The organism is Halopenitus salinus, from assembly GCF_042662125.1.
In the GTDB taxonomy this organism is placed as follows: domain Archaea; phylum Halobacteriota; class Halobacteria; order Halobacteriales; family Haloferacaceae; genus Halopenitus; species Halopenitus salinus.
In genome coordinates this window covers 181,505-196,478 of the sequence record NZ_JBHSXL010000009.1, presented here as the reverse complement: position 1 = coordinate 196,478, position 14,974 = coordinate 181,505, and the positions used below count along the sequence as shown (strand labels likewise).

The 14,974-nt window shown below is 67.3% G+C and carries 11 protein-coding genes, 1 tRNA gene and 1 pseudogene; 5 read left to right on the top strand and 8 right to left on the bottom strand.

Annotated features, from left to right (window positions below; all coding sequences use genetic code 11):
* Positions 1–26 precede the first annotated feature (26 nt).
* The 5 genes and pseudogenes from ACFQE9_RS10375 to ACFQE9_RS10355 form a co-directional block, all read right to left on the bottom strand.
* On the bottom strand, positions 27–221 hold the full coding sequence (locus ACFQE9_RS10375; protein WP_379744129.1) for a rubrerythrin-like domain-containing protein: 195 nt from the start codon (positions 219–221) through the stop codon (positions 27–29).
* Between the two features lie 214 nt (positions 222–435).
* Positions 436–3,312 carry a bacterio-opsin activator domain-containing protein gene (locus ACFQE9_RS10370; protein WP_379744127.1) on the bottom strand — a complete coding sequence of 959 codons (2,877 nt, stop codon included), beginning with the start codon at positions 3,310–3,312 and terminating at the stop codon, positions 436–438.
* A gap of 45 nt (positions 3,313–3,357) precedes the next feature.
* A pseudogene (locus ACFQE9_RS10365) lies at positions 3,358–5,023 on the bottom strand (YegP family protein).
* Between the two features lie 181 nt (positions 5,024–5,204).
* Positions 5,205–5,588: an HNH endonuclease gene (locus ACFQE9_RS10360; protein ID WP_379744125.1), complete on the bottom strand. Its 384-nt coding sequence runs from the start codon at positions 5,586–5,588 to the stop codon at positions 5,205–5,207.
* 544 nt (positions 5,589–6,132) lie between these two features.
* Positions 6,133–6,203, bottom strand: a tRNA-His gene (locus tag ACFQE9_RS10355).
* A gap of 123 nt (positions 6,204–6,326) precedes the next feature.
* Between ACFQE9_RS10355 and ACFQE9_RS10350 the strand changes: the two genes are divergently transcribed.
* Positions 6,327–6,782: a DUF5814 domain-containing protein gene (locus ACFQE9_RS10350; RefSeq protein ID WP_379744123.1), complete on the top strand. Its 456-nt coding sequence runs from the start codon at positions 6,327–6,329 to the stop codon at positions 6,780–6,782.
* A 109-nt stretch (positions 6,783–6,891) separates the two neighbouring features.
* Positions 6,892–8,316: an ATP-binding protein gene (locus ACFQE9_RS10345; protein ID WP_379744121.1), complete on the top strand. Its 1,425-nt coding sequence runs from the start codon at positions 6,892–6,894 to the stop codon at positions 8,314–8,316.
* Between the two features lie 15 nt (positions 8,317–8,331).
* Here ACFQE9_RS10345 and ACFQE9_RS10340 read toward each other — a convergent pair whose 3' ends face one another.
* Positions 8,332–8,877 carry a DUF1684 domain-containing protein gene (locus ACFQE9_RS10340; RefSeq protein WP_379744119.1) on the bottom strand — a complete coding sequence of 182 codons (546 nt, stop codon included), beginning with the start codon at positions 8,875–8,877 and terminating at the stop codon, positions 8,332–8,334.
* Positions 8,878–8,996: 119 nt separating this feature from the next.
* Here ACFQE9_RS10340 and ACFQE9_RS10335 point away from each other — a divergent pair, with 119 nt between their 5' ends.
* Positions 8,997–9,488 carry a CBS domain-containing protein gene (locus ACFQE9_RS10335; RefSeq protein WP_379744117.1) on the top strand — a complete coding sequence of 164 codons (492 nt, stop codon included), beginning with the start codon at positions 8,997–8,999 and terminating at the stop codon, positions 9,486–9,488.
* Between the two features lie 104 nt (positions 9,489–9,592).
* Here the strand turns inward: ACFQE9_RS10335 and glyA are convergent, their stop codons facing one another.
* On the bottom strand, positions 9,593–10,840 hold the full coding sequence (glyA, locus tag ACFQE9_RS10330; RefSeq protein ID WP_379744115.1) for a serine hydroxymethyltransferase: 1,248 nt from the start codon (positions 10,838–10,840) through the stop codon (positions 9,593–9,595).
* Between the two features lie 236 nt (positions 10,841–11,076).
* Here glyA and tbsP point away from each other — a divergent pair, with 236 nt between their 5' ends.
* On the top strand, positions 11,077–11,889 hold the full coding sequence (gene tbsP, locus ACFQE9_RS10325; protein WP_379744113.1) for a transcriptional regulator TbsP: 813 nt from the start codon (positions 11,077–11,079) through the stop codon (positions 11,887–11,889).
* Between the two features lie 103 nt (positions 11,890–11,992).
* Positions 11,993–13,714, top strand: coding sequence for a YcaO-like family protein (locus tag ACFQE9_RS10320; protein WP_379744111.1), 1,722 nt, complete (start codon positions 11,993–11,995; stop codon positions 13,712–13,714).
* Between the two features lie 51 nt (positions 13,715–13,765).
* Here ACFQE9_RS10320 and ACFQE9_RS10315 read toward each other — a convergent pair whose 3' ends face one another.
* Positions 13,766–14,887, bottom strand: a complete 1,122-nt coding sequence (locus ACFQE9_RS10315; RefSeq protein ID WP_379744109.1) for a mechanosensitive ion channel family protein — start codon at positions 14,885–14,887, stop codon at positions 13,766–13,768.
* Between the last annotated feature and the right edge of the window lie 87 nt (positions 14,888–14,974).

Genomic DNA, 14,974 nt, shown 5'->3' with positions numbered 1-14,974 from the left:
GCGTGGTCGCTCGCGCGGTCGGCCGCTCACTCGACCGGTACGTGTCGATTACGAAGCGACCCGCCACAGTTCGGACAGATGGAGGGCTGCTCCTCGGAGGGAATCACCTCGCCGCACTCGAAACACTCGTAGGTTCGATCCTGGTCGTCGTGGTGTTCGACGTCGATCATGGGTAGGTGTCCGCCACCCCTTGCCGTGGTGGTGACGATCTGGGGAATCATACAAGGTGTATAAGGAAATATGGGTTGGTTCGTATTTCAACCCCAGATCGACTAGGGGGTTTGATGCTAAACCCCCTCCCCCCTCTCATCCTCCTCCCATTCTCCTCCCACCCTCTTCTCCCACCCTCCTCCCATTCTCCTCCCACCCTCTTCTCCCACCCTCCTCACCACATCTCTCCGTCGATAACCGGCCCCCGGCGCGCCGACGATTTCCTCACGGCTGCGAGGTCGAGACCGGATCGAACCCGTCGAAGAGCAGCCCGAGCAGCGTTCGATCGACCGTGCGAACGTGGCGGTAGAAGGCGGTCGGGGAGATGTCGAGCATCTCGGCGACGTCCTCGCCGGTGTTCTCACGCGGCGACTCGAAGAACCCGCTGTAGTAGGCCGTCCGCACCACCTCGAGTTGGCGATCCGTCAGCCGATCGAAGGCTCGCGACCGGAGGTGGCCCGGCGACCGGTCGATCGTCCGTTTCGACCGGAGTTCGCCCTCGCCGAACAGCTCCGTGATGAGGTCGGTGGCGTGTCTGAGGTCCCCGTTCTCCGCGATCTCGACCACGATCGCGGTCGAATCGGGCGTGGCTGAGGCCTCACGAAGCACGGCACCGTGGTCTGCAAGCTCCAGCGCGGGGAACGACCCGGACAGTCGAAGCCGTAGCACGCCGCCGTCGTCGTCCTCGCTCACTCGATCGACCGATTCCACGCCGAGGACGCCCGCCGCGGCGGTCTCGACCCGGTCCACGGGCGCATCCTCGATCTCGACGAAGACGTCGCTTCCCGCCGCGGTCTGTCGAACGCCGCCGCGGTAGGCGATCGTACAGGACGCCGCCTCCGCGAGCCGGGAGCACACGAACGTCGCGTCCGGGATCTCGAACTCGAGACGGACCGCGGAGGAGGTCACGAGCGCGTTTCGTCGCTCGATCGCGCTCGTCGCCGAGGCGATCGTTCCGGCGAGCTCCGCGAGCACCTCGCGGGTGGTCTCATCGAAAGCGTCGCGGGCGTCGGCGTAGACGGTCAACACGCCGTAGGAGACGTCGTTGTAGTCGAGGGGAACGCTCACCACGGACCGGAAGTCACACGCGAGCGCGTCCGTCCGCCACCGCTCCTCGCGAAGCCGGTCGGCGACGTTCGCCACCGCCGTCGTCTCCCGCGTCGAGGCGGTACGGCCCGCCGGTTCGGTCCCTTCGAGCCCGACGTCGATCGTCTGATCGTCGAGGTACCCGCGCTCCTCGCCCGCCCACGCGCGAGAGACCACCGTTTCCGTGGACGGATCGATCTCCCCGATCCAGGCGAACCGGAACCGGTCCTCGGCGGTGAGAAGCTCACAGACCGCGTGGTCGATCTCCTCGCGGGTTTCCGCCTCGACGAGCGCCCGATCGATGGCGCGGATCGTCTCGTTGATCCGGTTCACCGCCCGGAGGTCCTCGTTTCGACGCTTGAGTGAACGGTCCTGCTCGCGCAGACGACGCTCGCGGCTCACGCGGTCGAGGGCAGCCTCCGCGGTCGCGGCGAGCAGGTCGGCGATCTCGCGGCGGATCTCGTCGAACGCCCCGACGTTCGACGATCCGACGACGAACACGCCGTGCTCGCCGAGCGGGATGTACCCGGCGCTCGCGAGCTCCGTCGTCGGATCCCCGCCGACGTCGATGTCGCGGTCGTCCTCGAGAAACCGGGATTCGTCCTCGAGGAAGCTCCGGGTGACCGGTCCGTCGGCGTCAAGCGGGATCTCCGGAAGCGACCCGACGGCTCGTTCCATGCCCGCGGAGACCGCGGTCGGCCGAAGCCGGTTTCCGTCGGGGCCGAACAGGAAGACGGCGCTGGCGTCGAGGTCGAGGGAGCCGGGAACGTCCTCGACGACGCGGGCCGCGATCTCCGGATGCGTCTCCGCATACAGAAACTCGCGAGCCGTGTTCTGGAGGGTCGCAAGCGCCTCCTCGCGGCGTTTTCGTTCGGTCACGTCCCGACAGCTGTACAGGAGTGTTCCGCCCTGGATCGACACCTCCCGGACGTTGACGAGCAGGACGTGCTCGCGTCCGGCCCTGTCGGTGGCGGTACACTCGATGTTCTTCAACACGCCCCGCTCGGCCAGCTCCTCGCGGTCGAAGAGGTCCTCGCCGAGGAGCTCGTCGATCGTTCCGAGCTCGCGTATCTCCGCGGCCGAGTAGCCGAAGACGAAGTGAACGTTCGGGCAGACGTAGGTGTACTCGCCGTCCTCGTCGGTGATGAGGACGGTGTCGGTCATGTTGTTGAGCGTGACTCGGTGGAGCCGTTCGGACCGGCGCAGATCGCGTTCGAGCTCGACGCGCTCGGTGACGTCGACGCCCTCGACCAGGACGGACGCGATCGTTCCTCGACTCGTCTCTATCGGGCGCGCGGAGAGTTCCATGACGTGAGCGTCCCCGTCGTCGCGTCCCGGCACGTCCGTGAGGACTGCCGTGGAGAAGTCACCGCCGCGAGCACGCTCGAGAACACGTTCGACGTCGGACTGGAGCTGCCCGTCGCGCGACCACGGGAGCAGGGAGGGGAACGACCGACCGGGAGAGACGTCTCCCGCGTCGGGGGCTGCGAGCTCGCGCGCGGTTCGGTTCGCACGACGGAGCGTACCGTCAGGATCGAGAACCCACGTCGCGGTCCGTTCGTCCTCGACGATCGCGTCGAACCCCTCGGCCCGTTCGCGGCGGTCCTGCTCGAGGCGCGCCGACTCGAGGCCGGCCTCGATCCGGCCGAGCAGCTCGCCGAACGCGTCCTCGTTCGGGATCGAGAGCGGAACGTACTCCGAGACGCCCGCCTCGACGGCCTCGCTCGCGAGCGCCTCGGAGCCATCCGTGGGGGCGAAGACGACGGGAAGGGCGGGGTCGTCCTCGCGGATCGACCGGAGGAGTTCGATCCCGGTCGCATCCGAGAGGCGATCAGCCGCGAGCACGCAGTCGATCGACCCCGCGCGGGACGCCGAACGGGCCTCGGCGAGCGAGGAGGCGATCCGCGTCCGTGCGCCGATCCCTTCCTCGGCCGCCTCCGCGAACGGGCCGAGCCACTCCGCGGTTCCGGCGAGGAGGAGCCGCGGGGCGTCCGGCGAATCGAATGAGCGATCCATCATCGGGGATCGATCCCCGAGACGGTTCAAGACTCCGGACGGGAACTACTCGTCCGTTTCCGTCTCGTCGGCGTCCGGCGCGTTCCGTTTGACGCCGTCGACGGCGTCGACCGCGGCCGACCGCGAGGTGTACCCCTCTCCCGAGTCGGCGAGAACGTTCCCGTTTCGGTGCCGGAGGCGCCAGCGCCACTCGTCGGCCGCGTCCTCGTAGATCTCGAAGGCCGCGTCCCCGACGTCGAGTACGTCGGCGTCGGGGGCGTACTCCTTGGCGCGCTCGACGGCGTCCTCGACGCCCGACCGCGAGGCGTATCCCTCCCCCGAGTCGGCGATGATGTTGCCGTTCCGGTGCCGGAGGCGCCAGCGCCACTCGTCGGCCGCGTCCTCGTAGACCTCGAAGGTCGCGCTCATGGTGCACCCGGGAAGTCGGCGTCGAGGGGGATAACTGTTCTCGCCGTTCGAGGCGGTCGAGGACCGAGGGGGGTCACTCCTCGATCACCTCGGTTTCCGCGTCGGCGACGTTCGACCGAACGCTCTCTACGCCCTGGCGCGCCTTCGCCCGGGAGGCGTATCCCTGCCCCGAGTCGGCCAGGATGGACCCGTTCTCGTGGAGCAGTCGCCAGCGGTATTTCCCCGAAGAATCACGATACAGCTCGAAGGCCGCGGGGTCGATACGCAGGTAGTCGGCGCCGGCGACGTGCGAGCGAACCCGGTTCATCGATCGCATCGCGTTCGAACGGGAGGCGTACCCCTCGCCCGAGTCCGCGATGACGTTGCCGTTGTCGTGGCGAAGCCGCCAGCGCCACTCGTCGGCCGAATCCGCATAGAGCTCGAAGCTCGCCCGACTCTCGGCCGGCTCGTCGGGGACGGCGAGCTCCGGCTCGTCGGCGTCGGCCGGCTCCGGTTCGTCGCCGGCCATCTCCTCCGGATCGATCCGCAACACTCCGGCCCCGAGCGCGTTCCGCATGACGCTGTGCATGCCCTGTTGGGACTTCTGTCGGGAGGCGTATCCCTGTCCGGAGTCGGCGATGACGTTGCCGTTCCGGTGGCGGAGCCGCCAGCGGTGCTTTCCGCCGGCGTCCTCGTACAGCTCGAACCGGGCCCGGCTCGTCCGAAGCGTTTCCAGCTGTGCCGTCGTCGCAGCGTTCTCCTCCTCGAGCTCGCGAACGCGCGTTTGGGTCTCCTCGAGTTCCGTCTCCGTCTCGTCCAGCTCGGCGGACGTCTCGGCGGCGGACTCCTGAAGCGCCGCGTGTGCCACGTCTACCGGATCGGTGACGAGCGGGACGACCGCCCCGGCCAGTCCGATGAGCACGACGCCGAGCGCGTACAGTCCCATCACGTCGACGCGACCGACGCCCGGCTGCCACCCGCCGGGATAGACGGCGATGAACCACGCCACCGCGATGACACACAACGCGACGCCGACGGACGCGAGCGTCGTCGCGGTCCGTCGAAGCGGAAACCGAACGATCGAGCCGAGCATGACCAGCGGCGCGCCGATCCCGCTGAGGACGACGCCGTACTGGCGGTACGTGTAGTTCACGGCCGCCGAGTCGACCGCGTTGCTGTACGCGTAGACGACGACCCCCAACAGCGTGAGGATCACGCCGAGGGCGAAGAGCCAGTACCCGCGCACCTCGTCGTCGGTCCGCGGCGTTCCGATCCGCGTTCGATAGAGTTCGGAGAGCGTCCCCGACGGTTTCGAGTCAGACATGTGCTATTAATTGTCTCGAAACGGGATAACCCTACTGGCAGGTGTAGGGATACGAGAGTCAAACGGTGAATGATCGATCCATCGATCAGTCGACGAATACGACGATCGATCAGTCCGGCGGCCACCCGACCGATCCGACGGTAGATAGGTCGATCCGAGAGGCGATAGGTCGCGCCGACGATCAGCCGGTCAGCCCGGCGGCCTCACGGAGGCGGACCTCGCGAACGCGACCGTACTCCGCGCGTCGATGGCAGCCGACACAGAGCGAGACAACGTTGCCGAGGTGGTGTGCGTCCGCGATCGCGTGGCGAGGCGAGCCCGCGAACAGTCGCACCGGGATCAGGTGATGGACGTCGGGGTTACGTCCGATCTCCGCCCGGGTCGCCCCACAGAGCACGCAGGCGTGTCCGTCCCGCTCGAGCGCGCGACGCCGAACCGCGGCCCACCCGGGTCCGTAGCTGTGGTCCGAACCGCCGGTCCAGTTCGGGTGTCCCTCCCCCGCGAACCGCTCGGAGAGCCAGTTCGATCGGCACTCGATCGAACAGAAGTTCCGCCCGTCCGTCACCGCCGAAGGGTACCGCTCGATGGCGGTCCCGCAATGATGACAATCGATCTCGCGCTTCCCGCCCTTCCACCGCGGATTCAGCTCTCCCTCTACGTCCGGAAGGTCACGCCATTGGCGCGTCTCGACGCAGCGTGAACAGAACCGGCCGGGCTTTTCGGATGGGTAATACTCGAAGGCGGACTCACACAGTTCACAGATCGACTCATCCCGGGCTCCCCGATAGTTTCCGTTCTTCTCGCCAGCGTACGGGCTCGCGGCCCGCAAACACTCCTCGGAACAATATTTCCGTTCGTGAGGAGAGTGGAATCGTTCCCCGCAGTTCCCACACGTTCGGTTCGGTAATCGTTCATCGTGTGCATGCGAGTGGTGAACGCCGAGGCCGCGTGTACTCTCGAACGATCGATCACACGTCGGGCAGTCGTGAGCCATACGATCGGTATCTACCCATCCGATATTAATCTCGACCAGACGGTGAAAGTGAACCGTTTCGGAAGAACCACAACACGATCGGGGGTGAATCGATATGGTATTAGATTAATTACAGGTCCGGGCGCGAGAATTGAACCCGCCTCACAGGCACCACAAGCCTGTAGGATGCCACTACCCCAGCCCGGACACGCATCCTCATCTATCGGGTTGGAGGTGATATACGTTACGACTCCGCGTCCCCATGCGCTTTCCCCGCACACGGGGAACACCACCGGGCTTTTACTCGATCGGCGCCTATCGCCTCCACGCGTGGCCATCACCGACAAGATCTACCTGAAGAACCACCGGCAGATCGCCTCCCAGCTGGAGGCGAACGTCCCGCGTGGAGCCTTCTCCGGGGCGACCCTCGATCTCGTCTTCACCGGCGACGGGATCGCCGAGCTCGACTCCGCGACCCGCGATCGAGTGCTCGATTTCGCCGAGGACTTCCTCGATTGCGACTGCGATCAAAACCCCTACTGCGGCTGTCCCGAACGGAAGTTCACGCGGTACCTGCTGGAGCTTCGCGCGGAGGGCCTCGGACCGGACCGGATCGTCGACGTGATGACCGACGACTACATGGTCTACGCCTACACCGGCGACGTCCGGTCGTTCCTCGACGACTCGATCCGAACGATGGAGGCGGTCGAGACGCTCGCGGACGTCGAGGGCGACGCGGGGACGGCAGAGCGGGCTCGACAGGCGAAGCGCGACCTTTCCGGGTAGCGTCCGAGGCGGCCCGGACAACGACACGTATGGGACGAGGACACGTATCGGGCGACGATGACGCCGTGGTTCGATGCGCTTAAACGCGGGCCGATCCAACTAGTTCGGGATGAGTGACCCGGCCCTCGACGTGGTCGAATTCGTCCTGACGACACATCTGTACACGGAAGACCGGGACCTCGAGGAGAACGATCTGCCGCCACGGTTCCGCGAGGTCTTCTGGAGCGATCGCCCGGGCGAGGACGGCCCGGGCGGCGTCGATCGCCCGATCAAGGCGACCGACGAGAACGTGCGAACGGCGACGGGCGTCGATCGCCCCTGGGAGGCGGTTTCGGATCTGCTCTTCACCCAGCGAACGGACTTCTCCGGGGAGATCTCGCTCACCCAGCCCGGAATGGCGATCGAGTGGGTCCACGAGCGGGCCGACGCCGATCGGGTCGAGACGAACCCGACCCTGGCCGCGGCCATCGAGGACCGCGAGGACCTCGAGACGACGGTGACCCACGAGGAGGCACGCGAGAACACGCGACCGATACACGCCGACCGCGTCTGGATCGACGCGCTGCTGGCGGAGTACTTCGACGAGGACGAGGACGCGGAGATGCTCGATCTCGTCAACGTTCGGGCGCCCGAGGAGATCGAGACGACCCTCGAGGACCTCGTGTTGACCGCCGACCAGGAGGGGGAGGTCACGAAGATCGTCAAGGCGATCGAACACCGCGAGTACCTCGCCAGCATCGGCCTCCGGGAGATCGGCAAGCTCCTGTTCGTCGGTCCGCCGGGGACAGGCAAGACGACCATCTCCCGAGCCCTCGCACACGAGCTGGGACTGCCGTTCGTCGAGGTGAAGCTGTCGATGATCACGAGCCAGTACCTCGGCGAGACGGCGAAGAACGTCGAGAAGACCTTCGAGGTGGCAAAGCGGCTCTCGCCGTGTATCCTCTTCATCGACGAGTTCGACTCGGTCGCCAAGACGCGCCGGTCCGACGAACACGCCGCGTTAAAGCGGGCGGTGAACACCCTGCTCAAGTCGATCGACGACATCTCGCTCATCCGCGACGAGGTGCTCCTCATCGGCGCGACCAACCATCCGGATCAGCTCGACGCCGCCGCCTGGCGGCGGTTCGACGAGATCATCAACTTCCCGAAGCCCGACCGGGAGATGCGCGCCGACATCCTCCGGATCGTCACCCGCGAGATGGACATCGCCGACTTCGATCCCGAGGAGGTCGCAGAGCGGACGTCGGGACTCACCGGCTCCGACCTCCGGATGGTCCTTCGTGAGGCGGTCCTGCAGGCGCTCACCGAGGAGCGGACGACGCTGACACAGGACGACGTGATGCAGGCCGTCGCCGACTTCGAGGAGCGGGACAACCTGAAGAACATGGACATGATCGACGGGAAGGGCGCGGCGGTCGCCGGCGACGGTGGAGAGACGGCGGGAGGCGACCACGGCGGCGATCCCGACCACGACGACGCTCACGATCACGACGACGCTCACGATCACGGCAGCGATCACGCTCACGACCACTGAAGGGCCGATCGATCCTCACTCGGTGAGGGTTCGTTCGCCGGCGCGGATCTCCGTCTCGAGCCAGTTCTCCTCGGGCGCGAGCGGACACGAGAAGGTCTCGCTGTAGGCACAAAACGGGTTGTACGCGAGATTGAAGTCGATGACGACCCGGTCGCCGTCGGTCGGCTCCGTCTCGGGCTCGAGTTCGATGTACCGCCCGTGGCGGTAGGTCTCCTGGCCCGTCGTCTTGTCCCGGAACGGGACGAAAAGCACGGCATCCTCCTCGGTCTCTTGACGGTACGCGGACAGCGTGTGCGTCTCGCCGTCCAGCTCGAACTCGAAGCTCATGACGCGGAGATAGCGGACGTTCGGTCCGGCGGTCGTCTCCATTTCCACCGGTTCGGGATCGTCGTGGACACGGACCGTTGCCTCGACGCGATGGTCCGGATCCGGATCGAAGTATCGGAGCCCGTCGAACGATTCGCGGTCCTCCGGGGGGATCGGCGACTGTGGGTGTTCGGCGAAGAACTCGTCCTTTTCGGCTCGACTCTCCTCGAGGCGACTCGTGTAACCGTCGCTCATGGATCGCGTTAGCGTCTCGAAGCGCTTGAGGGGCCGGATCGACGTGGTCGAACATCGGAACGACCCGCTCGAAGACCGATCGCCGAAGACTTACCTCCCCCGCGGTCGATCCCTCCGGCATGCAGGCCCGCGATCTGATGGTCGAGGACGTCCAGACCGTCTCGCCCGACGACGACGTCTCAGACGTGCTCAAGCGGTTCGCTCGCGTCGAGTTCTCTGGATTCCCCGTCGTCGGCGATGACGACGTCGTCCTGGGCATCGTCACCGAGTCCGATCTCGTCGACCTGTTCGAACCGGAGGACGAGACGCTCTGGATACCGATCGGTCTGCCCCCGTTCGTGGACACGCTGACCTATCAGATCGACGTTCCCTGGAGCGAGATCGAGACGGGAATCGACTTCGTCCGGGAGTCCGGACGCCCCGTCTCGGAGGTGATGACGACGGCGGTCGTCACGGTGACCCCGGAGACCGACGTCGAAGTCGTCCTCGATCACCTCTCGGGCGACCCGGACGTCAACCGGATCCCGGTCGTCGACGAGGAGGGCCGGATCGTGGGGATCATCGCACGCCAGGACGTCATCCGCGCGTTCAGAGACGATCGGCTGGCGTGATCGCCGTCCGAGTCGGCCGTCTCACCGTCGGTCGAGGCCGGTCGAGATCGAGGCCGGTCAAAACGACCGCCGTTTGCGGCCAGTAGCACGGCGTCGCCGTGCGCTCACTCGTACAGCGGGTACTGTCCACACAGCTCGTCGACGCGCTCGCCGACCTCGTAGATGACGTCCTCGGAGTCGTGGTCGTCGACGACGCGGTAGATGAGGTCTGCGACCTCGCGCATCTCCTCGGTGCCGAACCCGCGGGTCGTGAGGGCGGCCGTCCCGGCGCGGATCCCGGAGGGGTTGAACGCCGAGCGGGTCTCGCCGGGCACGGTGTTCGCGTTGAGCACGATGTTCGCCGCCGCGAGCGCGTCCTCGGCATCGCCGCCGGTCAGGTCGGGGTGTGACTCCCGCAGGTCGACGAGCACGAGGTGGGTGTCGGTTCCGTCAGAGACGAGCGAGAGACCGTGCTCGGCCAGTCGCTCGCCGAGCGCCTCCGCGTTCTCGACGACCTGCTCCGCGTACTCGGTGAACTCCGGCTCGAGGGCCTCCCCGAAGCCGACCGCCTTGCCGGCGACGTTGTGCATGAGCGGGCCGCCTTGACCGCCCGGGAAGACCGCCTTGTCGATGGCATCGGCGTACTCCTCGTCACACATGACGATCCCGCCGCGACCGGCCCGGATCGTCTTGTGGGTCGAGCCGGTGACGAAGTCGGCGACGCCGACCGGCGAGGAGTGGACGCCTGCCGCCACGAGTCCCGTGATGTGGGCGATGTCGGCGAGGTGGTAGGCGTCGACCTCGTCGGCCGCCTCCTGGATCCGCTCCCACTCGACCTCCCGCGGGTACGCGGAGTACCCCGAGACGATGACGTCGGGATCGAACGACTCCGCCAGATCGCGGAGCGCGTCGTAGTCGATGTACCCCGTCTCGGGATCGATCTCGTACTGTTCGACGTCGTAGAGCTGTCCCACGAAGTTCGCGGGGTGGCCGTGTGAGAGGTGGCCGCCGTGGGTGAGATCCAACGAGAGGATCCGGTCGCCGGGATCCAACATGGCGAAGTAGACGGCCTGGTTCGCCTGCGTCCCCGAGTGCGGCTGTACGTTGACGTGGTCGGCCCCCCACAGCTCCTTCGCCCGATCGATGGCGAGCTGCTCGACGTCGTCGGCGTACTCACAGCCGGCGTAATACCGCGATTCCGGATAGCCTTCCGCGTACTTGTTCGTCAACACGCTCCCTTGCGCCTCGAGGACCGCCTCGCTCGCGTGGTTCTCGCTCGCGATCATCGCGAGGGTTCGTTCCTGTCTCTCGAGTTCGCCCGCGAGCGCGTCAGCGACCGCCGGATCGACCTCCCTAACCTGGTCGTACTCCATATTGAATTCCGCGTGAGACGCGACAATAAGCCTGTCCGTCCGGTCCGGGACCGTGAATCGCCTCCGTGTCCGGTCTCCTCCGCCGACGTCGCTCCTCGCTCTCTCGGCTCCGGAGGTGTCTCGTGTGCATCGCCGTCCTCGGGCCTCGATATCGGTTTTTTCACCGAATCTTCGGATGATATACGTCTCTCGGGCATAAGATTAAGTAACAACGAGGCGGACATACTACGACACCGATGGCCTCGAGCCTACTCGAACCGGATCTCGAGGGGATCCTCTCTACGGCGTTTCCCACGACGACGGAGGTGCTCGTTGTCGATCCCTCCGTGGACACGATCGCTTCGATCGCCGACGTCGACCCCGACCGGGAGTCGATTCCCCGACTGTTGCTCCTCGCGGACGAGGACGCACTCAAGGACGCGCTTTCGACGTTCCCGATCGCCTCGACGATCGCGGAGTTCGTGGATCGGGAGGCCCTCTCGTTGCGAACGCTCGAGTCGCCCGCTGAGAACGCCCTCTTCGTCTCCGACGACCGGGTACTCGCCGTCGTCGATGTCGCCGACCGCACGGCTGCGCTCTCGAGCGACGACGGGGAGTTCGTCGACGCGGTCGCCTCGAGCTACCGAAAGCGGTTCGAGGAGGCGACGGCGTATCGGCTCCGGACTCCCGCGATCGGCCAGGTCCGTGAGACGATGGCCGACGCGCTCGGCGAGGACGTTCGAGACGACTTCGATGCGATCCTCGACGCCGTCGCCGGCGGCGACGGGGACGCGGACGTTCTCGACGCCGTGACGATCGCGCTGCTCGTGGCCGCGCGAAACGAGGTGCTGCTCTATGACCTCTCGAAGTGGGGCGAGGACGTCGGGATCGCCTCCAAGGCCACCTTCTCGCGGACGAAGACCGACCTCGAGGACGACGGCGTGATCGACACGGAGAAGGTCCCCATCGACGTCGGCCGTCCGCGTCTGCGGCTCAAGCTCGGCGACGATCGACTGGCCGACCTCCCGGCGGACCGATTCGCCGCCGCGGCGTCGGACGTCCTCGGGTGAGATCGACGTCGTTTCGAACGCATGGAGTTCCCCGAACGCATGGCCCCTTTCGAGCGCATGGACCCTTCCGAACGCCTTTCCCTTCGCCCGCCGTGGCACGGATATGGATATCGGTCTCGTCGGCGACGGTCCCGCGATAGAGGCGGTTGAGGCCGCGCTCTCGGACGTCGGCGTCAACGTCTTCCCCGTCGATCCGGATCCGGCCGTGCTCGAGTCGTTGTCGGTGGCGGTCGTCGCCGGAACGACCGGCGACCCGGCCTTCCGGACGGTCGACGACGCGCTCGACCGCTGGATCGCGATCGAGGTCGGCGGAATCGGCGGCTTCCCGATCGACCCGCTCGATGCGGCCGTCACCGTCTTCGATGAGACGTGTTACGACTGCCTCCACGCCCGCGTCGAGGCTGGAGACGTCGAGCCGGCGGACCGGCCGACCGGCGTTCGATCCGCCGTGCGGTACGCGGGCGCGGTGGCCGGCCGGCGGACGATCGACCTCCTCTCCGGCGGCCGTCCGGTCGCGGACACCGTCGTCGAGGTTCCCGGCGACGAGCGGATCCTGCTTCCGGTTCCCGGCTGTTCGTGCACTGACGGCGACCGAACGCGGTCGATCCCCCGCGATCACGAGGACGTTCCCCTCGACGACGCGCTCGACCGCGCCCAGCGCGCCGTCGACGACCGGATCGGTCCGGTCGCGGAGGTCGGCGAGCGCGAGTCGTTCCCGGTCCCCTACTACATCTCCCGGATCGCGGATACGACCCCGTTCAGCGACGTCCGCGCCGCCGAGTTCGCCGCCGGCGTCGACGTCGACTGGGACGCCGCGTTCATGCGCGCCCTCGGCGAGGGGCTCGAGCGCTACGCCGCGGGGGTCTACCGCGACGAGGACTTCGAGCACGCTCGCCCGGACGACCTCGAGTCCCCGATCCCCCCGGATCGATTTTTGACCCCCGAGCCGGTCGCTCCCGACGACGTGGGCTCCATCCCGTGGGTGGCCGGCGAGCGCCTCGACACGGGCGATCCGGTCTCGCTGCCCGCGGAGTTCGTCCACTTTCCGCCCCCCTCGAGCCGGTTTCGTCCGTCGATCACGACCGGACTGGGGCTCGGAAACTCCGGCATCGAGGCCACGCTCTCCGGGCTCTACGAGACGATCGAGCGCGACGCGACGATGATCGCGTGGTACTCCACGATCGAGCCGGTCGAGCTGTCGCTCGACGACGGGAGCCCCTCCGGCGACCACGGAACCCTCTCCGATCTCGAATCGCGAGCGCGTGCGGAGGACCTCTCCGTCACGACGCTTCTCGCCACCGTCGACGTGGACGTCCCGGTCGTCGCGGCCGCCGTCCATCGGGAGGACGAGTGGCCCCGGTTCGCGGCCGGCTCCGCGGCGAACCTCGATCCCGCGGCAGGCGCCCGCTCGGCCGTCGGGGAGGCGTTGCAAAACTGGATGGAGCTTCGGTCGATGGGCCCGGAGGCGGCCGCGGAGGAGGGCGCCGCGATCGGCCACCACGCCGACTTCCCCGCGGTCACACGCGAGTTCTTCTCTCCCGACGTCGCGGTCGACGCCGAGGGGCTCGGCGAACCGGATCTCGAAGGCACCGCCGAACTCGATGCCGTACTCGATCGGCTCTCCGAGAGCGGGTTGACGGCTTACGCCTCCCGAACGACGACGCGCGACGTTGCCCACCTCGGCTTCGAGGCTGCTCGCGTGCTCGTTCCCGAGGCACAGCCGCTTTTCACCGGCGACCCGTTCTTCGGCGATCGCGTCCGCTCCGTCCCGGAGTCGATGGGGTTCGAGCCGGACCTCGACCGCGAGTACCACCCGTTCCCCTGACCGGCCTCTTCCGATTCGACCGGCCTCTCCACGGTTCGATCGGTCTCCTCCTCAGCGCTCCGTGCCCGAGGACCGTTCATCGGTCGGATTCGTCTCGGCCCCCTCGGCCGATTCTCGAGTCGGCTCGCCGCTCGACGTCGACTCGTCGTTCGCGTCCTTGCCGGAGTCGTTCACGCCCATGCTTGGGTCGTTTGTGTTCCCGCGGGAGTCGTTCGGGTCCTCGGGGGCGGGCTCCGCGGACGTCCCCGTCTCCGCGTTCGCCTTCGGTCCGAGCGGCTCGCCGACGCGGGCGACGCCGCTCGTCTCGTCGAAGACGAGGTGGCGGTGCGGGTAGGCGATCTCCACGTCGGCGTCCGCGATCAGCTCGCGGATCCGGACGTTCACCTGGGATTCGAGCTTCGGGATCTTGTACGGCTTCTTCGCCCAGTAGCGCAGCCGAAGCAGGATTCCGTCGTCGGCGAACTCCGCGATCCGGCAGTCGGGTCCCGCCGCGTAGCGTGCCGCGCCGATTCGAATGTCCGGCCCGCCGTTGATCACGCCCTCGCAGTCGCGGGCGGCCCGCTCCATGATCCGCCGCGCCGCGTCGACGTCGCACTCGTAGGTGACGAGGAGGTCGAGCGAGAGCCGGGTCCGCTCGTCCTCGGCCGAGTAGTTGATCACGTCGCGATCGCGCATGTTCGCGTTCGGGATCACGAGAAACGTGTTGTCGACGGTGAACACCTTCGTATATCGGATCGTGATGTCGTCGACGAACCCCCTCGTGCCGTCGTCGAGCTCGACCATGTCGCCGATCTCGAAGGGCTGGTCGGCGAGCACGAACAGGCCGTTCACGACGCTCCCGATGAGCGGCGCGAGGACGACGCCGACCACGGCCGAAAAGACGGTGACGGAGAGGACCAGATCGGGGAGGCCCAGCCCGGCGACCCAGCCGGCCAACAGCAGCGCCGTGACCATCGTCGAGACCCGGACGCCACGGAGGACGGTCTGTGCGACGCTCTGGCGGTGGAACCGCCGCGCGATGGGACGCCCGAGAAGCCGCACCAGCAGCTTCGAGAACCAGAACCCGGCGACCGCCACGAGCACCGCGAGGAGTGCGTCGACGCCCGGGACGTCCGCCCACGCCGGCAGCGAGTCGGTGATCGATGACGCGAGCGCCACCGCCGTGTTGCCCATGGCCTATGGGTGACCCCCACCGGAAAAAGCGTTTCCTCGCCGCGACGGACGGGGTCGCCGTCCGCGATGGCTCCCGCCCAAACCGCC